Origin of the sequence: Pseudomonas sp. Irchel 3H9, from assembly GCF_900187495.1 — a bacterium.
Taxonomy (GTDB): domain Bacteria; phylum Pseudomonadota; class Gammaproteobacteria; order Pseudomonadales; family Pseudomonadaceae; genus Aquipseudomonas; species Aquipseudomonas sivasensis.
Genome location: NZ_FYDK01000006.1, coordinates 219930 through 233293 on the forward strand (window position 1 = coordinate 219930; position 13364 = coordinate 233293).

Genomic DNA, 13364 nt, shown 5'->3' on the forward strand with positions numbered 1-13364 from the left:
TGCCCATGTCCCGCACCGATCCCGAGACCACCCTGGAAGCCCCTCTCGCCAGCCCTCCGGTCAATGCCGAACGCCTGTTGCAGCTGATCACCGACGAATATGAAAGCCTGCCTCGGCAACTCAAGCGCATTGCCAGCTACATGAGCCAACAGAGCGACCGCATCATGGTCGACCGCATCAGCGACATCGCCCGCGAATGCGAAGTGCATCCCTCGGCGATCGTGCGGTTTTCCCAGCGTTTCGGCTTCAGTGGGTTCAGTGAAATGCAGGCACTGTTTCGCGAGGCCTACACCCACAAGACCACGCCGGTACAGAACTACCAGCAGCGCATTCGCAGCATGATTGCCAACAAATCCCAGAAGGCCAGCGGCGGCGACCTGGCGCGCGAATGCGTCAACGCCACGCTGTCGGGTATTGAGCGTCTGGGGCTGGAGTTGGATGACGTCGCGTTCGACAAAGCCGTGGACCTGGTGGTCAATGCCGACAATATCTACGTGGTGGGTGTTCGCCGTTCGTTCGCGGTGGCCGATTACTTGGTCTACAACCTGCAGCACACCAACAAGCGCATCCATCTGATCTCGGGTTTGGGCGGCAGCTACCGCGAGCAGATGCGCAGCGTGCGCGCCAATGATCTGGTGATCGCCATCAGCTTCACGCCCTACGGCAAAGAGACCCAGCACTGCCTGCGGATTGCGCAACACCACCAGGCAAAGACCCTGATCATCACCGACAGCAACCTGTCGCCCCTGGCCAAGCGGGCGAACGCAGTGTTGTTGGTGAATGAAGGTTCGTCGTTTGCCTTCCGCTCATTGAGCGCGACCCTCTGCCTGTGCCAGGCGCTGTTTATTGCGGTGGCGTATCGGTTGGAGTTGAAGGTGGACGAAATTCACGAGCAAGTCGGGTTCGACGACTGACTATCAAACACCGCAAAGCAAATGTGGGAGGGGGCTTGCCCCCGATGGCGTTGGAACAGTCGATGTTGCTGTCGACTGACACTTCGCTATCGGGAGCAAGCCCCCTCCCACAATGGACCGAGCTGGGTCCGGATCAGTGCATGAAAATCGCGATCAGGATGATCACCGGGATCGGCACGCCGAGGAACCAAAGCAGTAATGAGCGCATGTTGTTCTCCTTGAATTAACGAACGTAGTTTTCGGTTTCGACGTACACCACGGCATCGCGACGACGACCACCAAAGGTCGCAGCGAAGCTGGCAAAGAACGCACCGATCAACAGGGCAACAAAGGTCCAAAGCGAGGTGTAAGCGGCGACCTTGGCGGCGGTATCAGCAGCCTGTTTGGCTTTGAGCTTGGCGTCTTCGACGGCTTTACGGGCATCGCCGTAAACCTTGTCGATACGCGCTTCGGCGTCGGCCTGGCTGAGGTTGGTGCGCTGGCTGATCAACTGGGCCAGGTAGGCGCGGTCTTCAGCGGCCAGTTGGCCGTCGTTGCTCAGGGTGCGAGTGAAGATGCGGGCGACTACGCCGTGGGCCGCGTCATCGCTGACGGCAACCGGGCGGTCATCGCGAAATAGGCTGTCGACGTAATAGTCGAAGTCGCCGCCGTTCACGCCTTTAGCCGCACTGCCCGCCGCTTGAGTGATTCCGCTGGCAGCACCCGCCGCCACGCTGGCACCGGCTTTGACGCCACCGCTGACAACACTGCTGACCGAACCGACCACCAGCACTGCGGTAACCAACGTGGCTACCGCCCAGGCCAGGAAGCCATGGGCTGTGTCGCGAAAGTACACCTCGTCGCCATGCATCCCGGCCCACTTCACACGTAACCGGCCGGCGATATAGCCACCCAAGCCGGACGCAACGATCTGGGTAAACGCCAGCCAGACAATGGTGGAAATGCCAAGCCCCTTGGCACTGATACCGCTATCGGCCCACGGCGACACCGCCGAAAAGCCCAGGCCGAAACCCAGCAGTACCAAAATCAGCGACAGCGCAGCTGCCGCCGCGGCCCCTGCAAAAATAGCCCCCCAGGAAACCCCGGAGAGCGTGCTCGACTCTTGCAGCGTGGATGAGGATGTGATCATTGTTGTTTTGCTCCCGGCAGGAAAAATAGTGTTACAAGTCTCAAAAGGGACAGTGCAGGCACCATGCCAGCCGGCAATAAAATTAAAATCCTTAAAATTCAACACGTTAACTCGATTGAACTTAACCGAACCATGCAAGTTGCAAGATAGGGCTTTCACCAGCGGGCGTTATGCAAGCCCTGCCCAACTTTATGAGCGCCAACAGTGGAAACAGGGTGAGCTTCAGAAACATGAAGTTTTATTTAGGAAGCGTTCAGCCATTTCTTGGCAAAATGCCCCCACTTCTAGTGTGAATCGCTCACCAGGTAATCCTATGACCCGCATTTTGACCATCGAGGATGACGCCGTAACGGCCCGCGAGATCGTCGCCGAGCTGAGTAGCCATGGACTGGACGTAGATTGGGTGGACAACGGCCGCGAAGGCCTGGTCCGCGCCGTGAGTGGTGATTACGATCTGATCACCCTCGACCGCATGCTGCCCGAACTCGATGGCCTGGCCATCGTCACCACCCTGCGCACCATTGGGGTGTCGACGCCGATCCTGATGATCAGCGCCCTCTCCGATGTCGACGAACGCGTACGCGGCCTGCGCGCCGGGGGTGATGACTACCTGACCAAGCCGTTCGCCTCCGATGAAATGGCCGCCCGCGTCGAAGTGCTGCTGCGCCGCAAAAGCACGGTCAAGGAGTTCGAAACCGCCCTGCGCGTGGCCGACCTGGAACTCAACCTGATCAGCCGCGAAGCCAGTCGCGCCGATCAGCCCCTGAGCCTGTTGCCCACCGAATACAAACTGCTGGAATTTTTGATGCGCAACACCGGGCAGATCCTGTCGCGGATGATGATCTTCGAGGAAGTCTGGGGCTATCACTTTGACCCAGGCACCAACCTGATCGACGTGCACATCGGCCGCCTGCGCAAGAAAATCGATCCACCGGGCCTCACGCCGCTGATCCGCACGGTACGAGGTTCCGGTTATGTCATTGCTGAACCCCTCTAAGGGCTGGCGTTCTTCCAGTAGCCGTCTGCTGGCGCTGTACAGTTCGCTGTTCGTGGCCTGGAGCTGCATCCTCATGGGGGTGCTGTATTACGAAGTCTCCGGTTACCTGAGCGACCTCTCGCGCCACTCGCTGATGCAGCGCCAGCACCTGTTCCAGCGTTTCGACGGTGAAGAACTGGTGGAAGCGCTGACCACCAGCATGACCTTCGACATGAAGGGCGTGGACGCCTACGGCCTGTTCGACGAACAATTTCGACCCTTGAGCGGGCCGATCCGCGCGATACCACCCGACTTGCCCCTGGACGGCAAGATCCACACCCTGACCAATTGCGTCGACTCCGACGATCCCAAACTGCCCAAGGACAGCTGCGACGCCGTCGCCACCCACACCGACGAAGGCCGCTGGCTGGTGCTGGTGCGCGCCAACGGTTCGCTGTTTGGTGTGACGCGGATCATCTGGCATGCATTGCTGTGGGCATTGTCCCTGACGATCATCCCCGGCGCTGCCGGCTGGCATTTGCTGCGCCGCCGTCCGTTACGGCGGATTCGCGGGATCCAGGCGAGCGCCGAAGCCATCGTCGCCGGCGACCTCACCCACCGTTTGCCATTGTCCAACCGCCGTGACGAACTGGACATGCTCGCGGCCATCGTCAACGCCATGCTCGACCGCATCGAGAAGCTGATGAACGAGGTCAAGGGTGTGTGCGACAACATTGCCCACGACCTGCGCACCCCGCTCACTCGCCTGCGCGCGCAGTTGTACCGCATCAAGCAGCAGGCCGAAGCCGAGTCGGCGCATGCGTTGCAACTGGACGACGCCATCGCTGAAACCGACACCCTGATGGCGCGCTTTCGCGGGCTATTGCGTATCTCGGAGCTTGAAGACCACCAGCGCCGCTCAGGCTTTCTGGTAATGGACCCACTGCCGCTGCTGCGCGAGTTACACGACTTCTACCTGCCCCTGGCCGAAGAAGGCGAACTGCATCTGGTGCTCGACACCCCGGAATCCTTACCGTGGATCACCGGCGACCGCGCACTGCTGTTCGAAGCCCTGGCCAACCTGCTGAGCAACTCAATCAAATTCTCCCCTGCGGGAGGCGAAGTGATTTTGCGCGCGGTCAACGATGGCGGCAGCACCCGCATCGAAGTGCACGACTCCGGGCCGGGCATACCGGCGGCGGAACGCAAAGCAGTGTTCCAACGGTTTTATCGCGTGGATGAGAGCGACCAACAAGGTGGGTTCGGGTTGGGCTTGTCGATTGTGGCGGCGATCATCAACTTGCACGGGTTCAAGTTGGAAGTAGGCAGCAGTGCAAGCGGGGGCGCGCGGTTGGTATTGGAGTGCCGCCAACAGCTTATGCCCGAATAGCCTTAACCGAGTGAATGTGCGTGTTGTGGTGCGCCATTCATTATTCTGCTGTACCCGTTATTTTGCTGTACCAGCTATCCCGTGGTGCCAGTTGTCTGCGGTGACAGCTATCTGTAGTAACAGCTATCTGTGGTGACAGTTGCTGTAGTACCAGTTGCCTGTAGTGACAGTTATCTGTGGTGACAGTTGTCTGTAGTGCCAGTTATCCGTGGTGAGCGGGCTTGCCCCGCGCTGGGTGGCGAAGCCGCCCCAAACCAGGCGACCCGTTGCTGCTTGACACTGCGCGGTGCGCTTATTGGGGGCCGCTTCGCAGCCCAGCGCGGGGCAAGCCCGCTCACTACAGAAGCGCGCTCATGAGGTCAGAAATTCGCCCGCAGCGCCTCAACCCCGCCCTTGTAAACCCCGGCAAATTGGAGTGCCAGTTGTCTGTGGTGACAGTTGTCTGTAGTGACAGTTATCTGTGGTGAGCGGGCTTGCCCCGCGCTGGGTGGCGAAGCCGCCCCAAACCAGGCGACCCGGACGCTGCCTGATACTGCGCGGTGCGTTTATTGGGGCCGCTTCGCAGCCCGGCGCGGGGCAAGCCCGCTCACTACAGAAGCGCGCTCATGAGGTCAGAAATTCGCCCGCAGTTCCTCAACCCCAACCTTGTAAACCCCGGTAAATTGGAATGCCCGTTGTCTGTGGTGAAAGTTATCTGTAGTGAAAGTTATCTGTAGTGACAGCTATCTGTGGTGAGCGGGCTTGCCCCGCGCTGGGTGGCGAAGCCGCCCCAAACCAGGCGACCCGGACGCTGCCTGATACTGCGCGGTGCGCTTATTGGGGCCGCTTCGCAGCCCGGCGCGGGGCAAGCCCGCTCACTACAGAAGCGCGCTCATGAGGTCAGAAATTCGCCCGCAGCGCCTCAACCCCGCCCTTGTAAACCCCGGCAAATAACTCTTCGACCGCAGCATCCGTGGTGCCCGCCGCCGGTGTGAATACGCCCGACCAGGTTACCTTCGCCGACGATTCGCTCAGCGCTTCAACCTGCAACGTCGCCAGGTACGCAGTCACAGGAAATGACGATTCCTCGATGGTGTAGCTGTAGGTGCGCGCCACGTTATCAAAGGTCTGCAAACGTTCTACGATCACACCACCGTCGCCAGTGGTCAGGTGACGCAAGCGGCCGCCTTCGCCTGGCTCGCTCTTGGCGATCAGCGGCAACCAGTCCGGCAGGCTGTTGAAGCCGCCAACCAATTGCCAGACCGTGTCGGCCGATACCGGGATTTCAATCACTGCAGATGCTGTTGCCACGGTAAATCTCCAAGTCGTAGGAAAACGTCGTCCAGACTGCCACGCCACGCGCCTCAATGCATCAACTCCCTCAAGCAGCGGCGAACACAACACCTTTAGGCGTTCTTGCTGAAATCTAATCCCTAAGCCGGCTTCCACCGTTACGGGTGAGGTGAAAGAACCATTCTCGATAACTTGTAAAACCGCGCCGTAATGCCTAGCTTATGCGCCCCCCGCCCTGCGCTTTAAGGCCCTGCCCCCATGGTTTTGCGTTTTCGTCCCGTCGTTAGTTCACGTTTCGCCCTCGGCCTGTTGCTCAGCGGCGGTATTGGCAACAGCCTCGCGGCAGAGATCGAACTGCCGGCCGTGAAGGTTCAGGGCCAGGATGAGTCCGGTTATCGCGCCGATACCGCCTCGGTCGGCGGCTTCACTGAAGCACCGCTGCTGGAAACCCCGGCCTCGATCAGCGTGTTCAACGCCGACCTGATCAAGGACCAGCAAGCGCGACTGCTCAGTGAGGTGCTGCGCAACGACGCCTCGGTAGGCGACAGCTATGCGCCCATCGGCTACTACGAAAACTTCGTGGTGCGCGGCTTCTCGCTGAATGCGGCAAGCAGTTACAAGATCAACGGGCGCACCATCACCGGCGAACAGAACGTGGCCCTGGAAAACAAGCAACAGGTCGAAGTGCTCAAGGGCCTGGCCGGCCTGCAAAGCGGGATTTCCGAGCCCAGCGGCGTGATCAACTACGTGACCAAGCGCCCTGAGGATGTGCGCTCGGTCACGGTGTCCACCGATGACCGCGGCAGCGGCTATATCGCCACCGACGTCGGCGGCTGGTTTGGCAGCGAGCAGCAATTCGGGCTGCGCGCCAACGTCGCCCATGAAGACCTCAATTCCTACGTGGAGCATGCCAATGGCCAGCGCGACTTCGTGTCCCTGGCCTTCGACTGGAACATCAGCCCCGACGCGGTGCTGCAACTGGACGCGGAATACCAGAACAAGCAACAACGCTCGGTACCGGGCTACCAGTTACTGGGCGGCACTGAGGTGCCCCACGACGCCTCGCCGAAAAAACTGCTGGGCCACCAGAGCGGCTCCAAGCAAGTCGGCATCGACTCGTTGAACCTCAACGGCAGGTTTGAATACCGCTTCAGCGACCAGTGGAAAGGCAGCGTCAGCGCCGCGCGCAGCAAGGTGGTGATCGATGATTACAGCTCGTTCGCCTGGGGTTGCTATGGCTCGACCAGTTGCACCTCAAGCGTGCGGAACACCTTCAGCCCCGAGGGAAACTACGACGTCTACGACTACCGCAGCCCCGACGACACCCGCCGCGACGACGAAGTGCAGGCGGCCATGACCGGGTTGTTCGACACCGCAGGCATCGGCCATGAGCTGACCTTTGGCACCAGCGCGTTCCGTCGGGTGATCGACAAGCGCAACCCGGTCAACGAGTACATCGGCACCAGCAACATCGACGAAGACACGCCGACGTTCACCCCCACCGACAAACCGCTGAATCCAAGCCACCGCAACCTCGACAGCCGCCAATACGGCGTGTTCGTCACCGACCGCATCCGTTTCAATGAGCAATGGCAAACCATCCTCGGTGGCCGCGAAGTGCGCCTGGATGAAAAAGCCTTCGACGCTGCCAGCGGCGACCAGACACGCCATACCCAGCAATACGTGTTCCTGCCCCAGGCTTCGCTGATCTACACACCCATTGAAAACCTCTCGCTGTACACCAGCTACAGCAAAGGCCTGTCCCTGGGCGGCACCGCGCCGTGGTTCGCCACCAACGCTGCTGAAACCCTGGCACCCACCACCTCACGCCAGATCGAAGCCGGGGTGAAATACGACTGGCGCCGCATCAGCTTCGCCGCTGCCGTGTTCCAGACCCGCCAGGCCTACCAGTACGCCAAGCCCGGTGCAGCCAGCGACTTCACCTATGTGCAGCAGGGCGAGCAGAAAAACACCGGATTAGAACTCTCGGCCAACGGCTGGGCCACTGAACGCCTGCAAATCTCCACCAGCGTGGCGGCGATTCGCGCACGGGTGACCGGCAGCGGCACGCCGCAATACGAAGCGCATCAGGCGATCAACGTGCCGAAGCTGCGCGCCAGTGTCTACGCCGACTATGCGTTGCCGTGGGTGAATGGCTTGGCGGTGCTCGGCGGCGTGCAATACAGCGCCAAGAAGTACGCCAACCGCAGCGGCAATGTGGAGGTGGGAGATTATGCGGTGGTCAACGTCGGCAGCCGCTACACCACCAAGGTCGACGGCTACGAGACGGTGTTCCGCCTGAGCGTCGACAACCTGTTCGACAAGCGCTACTGGCGCGACGCGGGTGAGTACATGGGCGATGACTATCTGTTCCAAGGCGCGCCACTGACGGCGCGCCTGAGTGCCTCAGTCAACTTCTGACGCTTACTTGGGCATCTTGCGAAAACCCACCGCCAGACGGTTCCAGCTGTTGATGGTCGCGATCGCCACGCTCAGGTCGATCTGCTCTTGGGCGCTGAATTCAGCGGCCAGCGCGTTGAAGTCTTCGTCCGGGGCGTGGGTCTGGCTGATCAGCGTCAGGCTTTCAGCCCAGGCCAGCGCCGCACGTTCACGGGGGGTGAAGAACGGCGTTTCACGCCAGGCTGACAGGGTGTACAGGCGACGCTCGGTTTCGCCGCCCTTGCGGGCATCGGCGGTGTGCATGTCCAGGCAGAAGGCGCAGCCGTTGATCTGCGACACACGCAGGCGGATCAATTCCAGCAACGGCAACTCGATGGAGAGTTTGCCGACTGCCGCTTCAAGGGCAAGCATGGCTTTCATGGCGTCCGGGGAAGCGGTGTAGAAGTCGGTACGGGATTGCATGGTGGAACTCCAGAACGGTGGGATTGGTGGCTAGGTTAGTCACCGTCGCGGCCGTCAGGAATATCCAATTCCGGGGAAGATCAGGTAGCCAATGCATCAGCCCGGCAACGGAATCACCCGCAACGGCCGCACCGACTTATAAGAAAAACTCGAATAGATCTCTTTGACGCACGGCAGCGTCTGCAACACCTCCCGCGCAAACTCGCCAAACGACTCCAAATCCTTGGCGACCACTTCGAGCAAAAAGTCATAGCGCCCCGATACGTTATGACAGGCCACGATTTCCGGAATCTCCAACAACCGCTGCTCAAACGCCCGGGCGATATCCTGGGTGTGGCTTTCCATCATGATGCTGACAAACGCCGTCACCCCATACCCCAGCGCCTTGGGCGAAAGAATCGCCTGGTAACCGCTGATCACCCCGCTCTCCTCCAGGTGACGGACCCGACGCCAGCACGGTGACGTGGTCAGGGACACGCGTTCGGCGAGTTCGGCCACGGTTAAACGGGCATTGCCTTGCAGGGCGTTCAATAACGCTTTGTCGGTGCGGTCCAAGGTGACGGGCATGATTTGCCTCTGTTCATTATTTTTAGGGTTTTTTCATCCCTTAACGCGGGATTTGTCGGCAAAGTTTGGAAAATTCAGCCTTGGTTATGAGCATAGCATTGTAGGAAATAAGGAGCGCCCGACATGAACAATAAACATAATGCATTCGGCTTTTCTACCCGCGCCATCCACCACGGCTACGACCCCAAGGACCACCACGGCGCGCTCGTGCCGCCGACCTACCTGTCGGCCACGTTTGCGTTTCCCACTGCCGAATACGGCGCCGCCTGTTTTGCCGGCGAAGCCGACGGCCACTTCTATACACGCATTTCCAACCCGACTCTGGCGCTGCTGGAATCGCGCATGGCCACCCTGGAAAACGGCGAGGCGGCAGTGGCGTTCAGCTCCGGCATGGGCGCAATTGCCGCGACGTTCTGGACCCTGCTGCGGCCAGGCGATGAGGTTATTGTCAGCCAGACCCTCTACGGCTGCACCTTCGCCCTGCTGCATCACGGTATCGGCGAGTTCGGCATCAAGGTGCGCCACGTGGACCTCACCGACCTGGCCGCCCTGCGAGCGGCGCTCAGCCCTGCCACTCGTATGATCTACTGTGAAACCCCGGCCAACCCCACCCTGCAATTGGTGGATATCGCGGCCGTTGCCGCCCTCGCCCATCAACAGCCAAATGTGACGGTGGTGATCGACAACACCTACTGCACGCCGTACCTGCAACGCCCGCTGGAACTGGGTGCCGATGTGGTGGTGCATTCGGCCACCAAGTACCTCAGCGGCCACGGCGACATCACCGCCGGCATCGCCGTCAGCAACCTGGCCACGGCCCAGCGCATTCGCCTGCAAGGCCTCAAGGACCTGACCGGCGCGGTGATGTCGCCCCAGGACGCGTCGCTGCTGATGCGCGGGCTCAAGACCCTGGCCCTGCGCATGGACCGCCACTGCAGCAACGCCCAGGCCGTGGCCGAAGCGTTGCAGGCGCACCCGGCGGTGGAGTGGGTCACGTATCCGGGGCTGCCCTCTTTCCCGCAATACGAACTGGCGGCGCGGCAAATGAGCCAGTCGGGCGGCATGATTGCTTTCGAGCTCAAGGGCGGGATCGATAGCGGTCGGCGCTTCATGAATGCCCTCAAGCTGTTCACCCGCGCGGTCAGCCTCGGCGACGCTGAATCCCTGGCCCAGCATCCGGCGAGCATGACTCATTCCACCTACACCCCGGAACAGCGCGCGCACCACGGCATCAGCGAAGGCCTGGTGCGTTTATCGGTCGGGCTTGAGGACGTTGCCGACCTGCTGGCGGATGTGCAGCAAGCACTGGCCACATGCACGCGCGCCTTGCCGCGCCGAACGCTGATGGCGGCGCATGCGGTGAGATGAGTTTGTTTTGCCCTGGCGGCGGTCGGACAGGCCCGGCCGCCGTTGGCCGCGCTTAATCTGGTTTTTTTCCCAATTGGATCCCCATCCCGCCGCCAGGCTGTACTAGCATACGTCCTGCACTCGACATTCATGGACGAACTGATGAACTCAAACCTGTTCCCACATATAGGCAAGGTCATCGCCAGCACCGGCAGTCGCCATTTCCCACGCATGCTGCATGACCTGATTCTCACCCAACTGGCAGTGGACGCCACCCATATCACCCAAATGCGCGTGAGCCCCGAAGGGCACACCCGCCGCAAGATCAGCCCGGTCTACACCGATTCGATGGCGGCCCTGGGCGAAGCACAGCCCGCCGCACAACTGCACCTCACACGCCGCAAAGACGACGTGCGCTACGTGCTGTCGGTGTACCGCTCGCACCAGTCCGAAAGCTTTTCGCCTCAGGAGCGCAGCATGCTGCAGGACTTCTCCACCCTGCTGCTGCCGATGGTGGAAAAACACATCGCCGCGATCCAGCCCTGCCGCCAGGACAGCGATCCGAGGGAGCCGCAAAACCAGGGCATCGACACCCTGCGCCGACGCATTGAAGAACGCCTGGTGCAATCGGGCCTGACCCTGTCCAACCGCGAGCTGGAAGTGTGTGTGGGCTTGCTGGCCGGGCGGACGGCGCCGGAGTTGGCGGAGCAACTGGCATTGAAGGTCAACACGATTGAAAGCTACCTCAAGCGGGCGGCGATCAAACTGGGGATCAGCGGACGGCATTCGTTGTTGCGCTGGATGTATTCCACGGACGACATCACCAGTTAAACCGGTGGGAGGGGGCTTGCCCCCGATAGCGGTGTGTCAGCCATAGATGCATCAACTGACAGTCCCTCATCGGGGGCAAGCCCCCTCCCACACTTGATCTTCACCGGCCAACAGAAATCAGTCCCTGGCCAATGCCTCAATCGGGTCCAGCCGCGCCGCGTTCCGCGCTGGCACAAAGCCGAACACAATGCCGATCAGCGTCGAACAGGCGAAGGCTGTGACGATTGAGCCGACCGAAAACACCATTTCCCATTCCTTCACAAACAGCGAAAACAGAAACCCCAGCGCGTAGGACAGCGAGATACCAATCAAGCCGCCGATCAGGCACACCATAACCGCTTCCACTAAAAACTGCTGACGAATGTCCGACTGCCGCGCGCCCACTGCCATGCGAATACCGATCTCACGAGTACGCTCGGTGACCGACACCAGCATGATATTCATCACGCCAATCCCCCCCACCAGCAATGAAATCACTGCGATCAACGACAACAGCAGCGCCAGGGAGCGGCTGGTTTTCTGCACCGTCTGCATGATGCTATCGAGGTTGTTGGTGAAAAAATCCTTGGTGCCGTGGCGTTGCAGCATGAGCTTGTTGACGTTGTCTTCCACCACCTTGCTCGGCTGACCGTCCTTGATGCGCACGGTGATGCTGTCCAAGTGGCGCTGGCCTAAAAGACGCCCCGCCGCTGTTTCGTAAGGCACCCACACGTTGAGCGCCTTGCTGGCGGCGAACATGTTTTTGTTGTCGGCCGTCACGCCAATCACTGTGCACGGCAGGTTGCCCACCAGGATCACCTGGCCCAACGGGTCCACGTTCGGCCCGAACAGACGGTGCCGGGTGTTGTGGTCGATCACCACCACCTGGGCCTGGCGCCGTGCATCGCTTTCGCTGAAGGCAATACCGGCTTCAAGCTTCAGCCCCTTGACCTTGAAGTAGCGGTCGCTGACGCCATTGACTTGGGCATCCAGATCAATATTGCCGTAGCGCAGCAACAGGCTGCGGCCCACCACCGGCGTGGCACTGTCCACGTAGTACAACTGGTTCAACGCGTCCACATCCGACGGCATCAGGGTTTCGATGGCCGAGGCGCGGCTGTCGCCGAAACTGGTGCCGGAAAAGATATCGATGGTGTTGCTGCCAATCGCCTGGATGTCCTTGAGCACATAGCGCTTGGCGCCTTCGCCGATGGCCGAGATCGACACCACCGAGGTGATGCCGATGACAATGCCGAGCATGGTCAGCAAGGTGCGCATGCGATGGGACACCAGCGCGACCCAGGCCATGTTGAACGCTTCCTTGAACAACCCAAGGCTCGCCACCAACCGCCGTGCGCCGCTGCGCCGGGGCTCTATCGGCGCCTCGGCAGGCGCGTCCAATCCACTGCGGGTGTTGGCCTTGTCACTGATGATCTCGCCGTCACAGACCTCGACAATACGCTGGGCATTCGCCGCCACCTTGGGATCGTGCGTGACGATAATCACCGTGTGCCCGGCCGCGTGCAGCTCGGCGAGGATACGCATCACCTCCTTGCCGCTGTGGGTGTCGAGGGCGCCGGTGGGTTCGTCGGCGAGGATCACTTCACCTCCATTCATCAAGGCTCGGGCGATACTCACCCGTTGCTGCTGCCCGCCCGACAACTGGCTGGGACGGTGGGTGGTGTGGCTGGCCAGCCCCAGGCGTTCGAGCAACTCCCGTGCGCGACTGTGGCGTTGAGTCTGTGGGGTGCCCGCGTAAATCGCCGGCATTTCCACGTTGTGCAAAGCACTGAGGTGCGCCAGCAAGTGGTAGCGCTGGAAGATGAACCCGAAATAATCGCGGCGCAGTTCCGCCAGTTGTTCATCACCCAACGAGCGGGTTTCGATGCCATTGATCTTGTAACTGCCGGCAGTGGCGTAATCCAGGCCGCCAAGGATATTCATTAAGGTGGATTTACCGGAACCGGACGCGCCGATAATCGCGATCATTTCCCCGGCCTGAATCGTCAGGTCGATACCCTTGAGCGCAATGAATTCACGCTCGCCGGCCATGAAACTGCGGGTGATGCCCTTGAGTTCCAACAGTGGCTGGCTCAT

The 13364-nt window shown here is 60.7% G+C and carries 11 protein-coding genes; 6 read left to right on the plus strand and 5 right to left on the minus strand.

Annotated elements, in window-relative coordinates:
* Positions 1-5 precede the first annotated feature (5 nt).
* Complete coding sequence (locus tag CKW32_RS21685; RefSeq protein WP_032885775.1) at positions 6-914, plus strand: MurR/RpiR family transcriptional regulator; 909 nt, start codon at positions 6-8, stop codon at positions 912-914.
* A gap of 223 nt (positions 915-1137) precedes the next feature.
* On the opposite strand, the gene CKW32_RS21690 is transcribed toward CKW32_RS21685, so the two are convergent.
* The gene (locus CKW32_RS21690) at positions 1138-2043 is read right to left on the minus strand and encodes a hypothetical protein (RefSeq protein ID WP_032885773.1); all 906 of its coding nucleotides are present in this window, start codon (positions 2041-2043) and stop codon (positions 1138-1140) included.
* A gap of 313 nt (positions 2044-2356) precedes the next feature.
* Between CKW32_RS21690 and CKW32_RS21695 the strand changes: the two genes are divergently transcribed.
* Complete coding sequence (locus CKW32_RS21695) at positions 2357-3040, plus strand: response regulator transcription factor (RefSeq protein WP_010564812.1); 684 nt, start codon at positions 2357-2359, stop codon at positions 3038-3040.
* A complete protein-coding gene (locus CKW32_RS21700) occupies positions 3018-4409 on the plus strand; it encodes a HAMP domain-containing sensor histidine kinase (RefSeq protein ID WP_032885772.1) in 1392 nt (463 codons plus the stop codon). Before CKW32_RS21695 ends, CKW32_RS21700 begins: the two co-directional genes overlap by 23 nt.
* A gap of 879 nt (positions 4410-5288) precedes the next feature.
* On the opposite strand, the gene CKW32_RS21705 is transcribed toward CKW32_RS21700, so the two are convergent.
* Positions 5289-5699 carry an SRPBCC family protein gene (locus tag CKW32_RS21705; protein WP_032885770.1) on the minus strand — a complete coding sequence of 137 codons (411 nt, stop codon included), beginning with the start codon at positions 5697-5699 and terminating at the stop codon, positions 5289-5291.
* Between the two features lie 240 nt (positions 5700-5939).
* On the opposite strand from CKW32_RS21705, the gene CKW32_RS21710 reads away from it, so the two are divergent.
* On the plus strand, positions 5940-8102 hold the full coding sequence (locus tag CKW32_RS21710) for a TonB-dependent siderophore receptor (RefSeq protein ID WP_095185954.1): 2163 nt from the start codon (positions 5940-5942) through the stop codon (positions 8100-8102).
* Between the two features lie 3 nt (positions 8103-8105).
* On the opposite strand, the gene CKW32_RS21715 is transcribed toward CKW32_RS21710, so the two are convergent.
* Together CKW32_RS21715 and CKW32_RS21720 are read right to left on the minus strand one after the other, a co-directional pair.
* Positions 8106-8543, minus strand: coding sequence for a carboxymuconolactone decarboxylase family protein (locus tag CKW32_RS21715; RefSeq protein WP_095185955.1), 438 nt, complete (start codon positions 8541-8543; stop codon positions 8106-8108).
* Positions 8544-8639: 96 nt separating this feature from the next.
* On the minus strand, positions 8640-9110 hold the full coding sequence (locus CKW32_RS21720) for an Lrp/AsnC family transcriptional regulator (protein WP_032885766.1): 471 nt from the start codon (positions 9108-9110) through the stop codon (positions 8640-8642).
* Between the two features lie 123 nt (positions 9111-9233).
* On the opposite strand from CKW32_RS21720, the gene CKW32_RS21725 reads away from it, so the two are divergent.
* Both CKW32_RS21725 and CKW32_RS21730 read left to right on the plus strand, forming a co-directional pair.
* Positions 9234-10478 (plus strand): methionine gamma-lyase, encoded by a 1245-nt coding sequence (locus CKW32_RS21725; protein ID WP_095185956.1) that lies wholly within the window; start codon positions 9234-9236, stop codon positions 10476-10478.
* Between the two features lie 141 nt (positions 10479-10619).
* A complete protein-coding gene (locus tag CKW32_RS21730) occupies positions 10620-11288 on the plus strand; it encodes a helix-turn-helix transcriptional regulator (RefSeq protein ID WP_177434301.1) in 669 nt (222 codons plus the stop codon).
* Between the two features lie 117 nt (positions 11289-11405).
* Here CKW32_RS21730 and CKW32_RS21735 read toward each other — a convergent pair whose 3' ends face one another.
* Positions 11406-13364 carry a MacB family efflux pump subunit gene (locus CKW32_RS21735; RefSeq protein ID WP_032885760.1) on the minus strand — a complete coding sequence of 653 codons (1959 nt, stop codon included), beginning with the start codon at positions 13362-13364 and terminating at the stop codon, positions 11406-11408.

Coding starts and splice junctions, on each gene's coding strand:
- CKW32_RS21685 (WP_032885775.1), top strand. CDS start 6: ATGTCCCGCACCGATCCCGAGACCACCCTGGAAGCCCCTCTCGCCAGC.
- CKW32_RS21690 (WP_032885773.1), bottom strand. CDS start 2,043: ATGATCACATCCTCATCCACGCTGCAAGAGTCGAGCACGCTCTCCGGG.
- CKW32_RS21695 (WP_010564812.1), top strand. CDS start 2,357: ATGACCCGCATTTTGACCATCGAGGATGACGCCGTAACGGCCCGCGAG.
- CKW32_RS21700 (WP_032885772.1), top strand. CDS start 3,018: ATGTCATTGCTGAACCCCTCTAAGGGCTGGCGTTCTTCCAGTAGCCGT.
- CKW32_RS21710 (WP_095185954.1), top strand. CDS start 5,940: ATGGTTTTGCGTTTTCGTCCCGTCGTTAGTTCACGTTTCGCCCTCGGC.
- CKW32_RS21715 (WP_095185955.1), bottom strand. CDS start 8,543: ATGCAATCCCGTACCGACTTCTACACCGCTTCCCCGGACGCCATGAAA.
- CKW32_RS21720 (WP_032885766.1), bottom strand. CDS start 9,110: ATGCCCGTCACCTTGGACCGCACCGACAAAGCGTTATTGAACGCCCTG.
- CKW32_RS21725 (WP_095185956.1), top strand. CDS start 9,234: ATGAACAATAAACATAATGCATTCGGCTTTTCTACCCGCGCCATCCAC.
- CKW32_RS21730 (WP_177434301.1), top strand. CDS start 10,620: ATGAACTCAAACCTGTTCCCACATATAGGCAAGGTCATCGCCAGCACC.
- CKW32_RS21735 (WP_032885760.1), bottom strand. CDS start 13,364: ATGAGCCAGCCACTGTTGGAACTCAAGGGCATCACCCGCAGTTTCATG.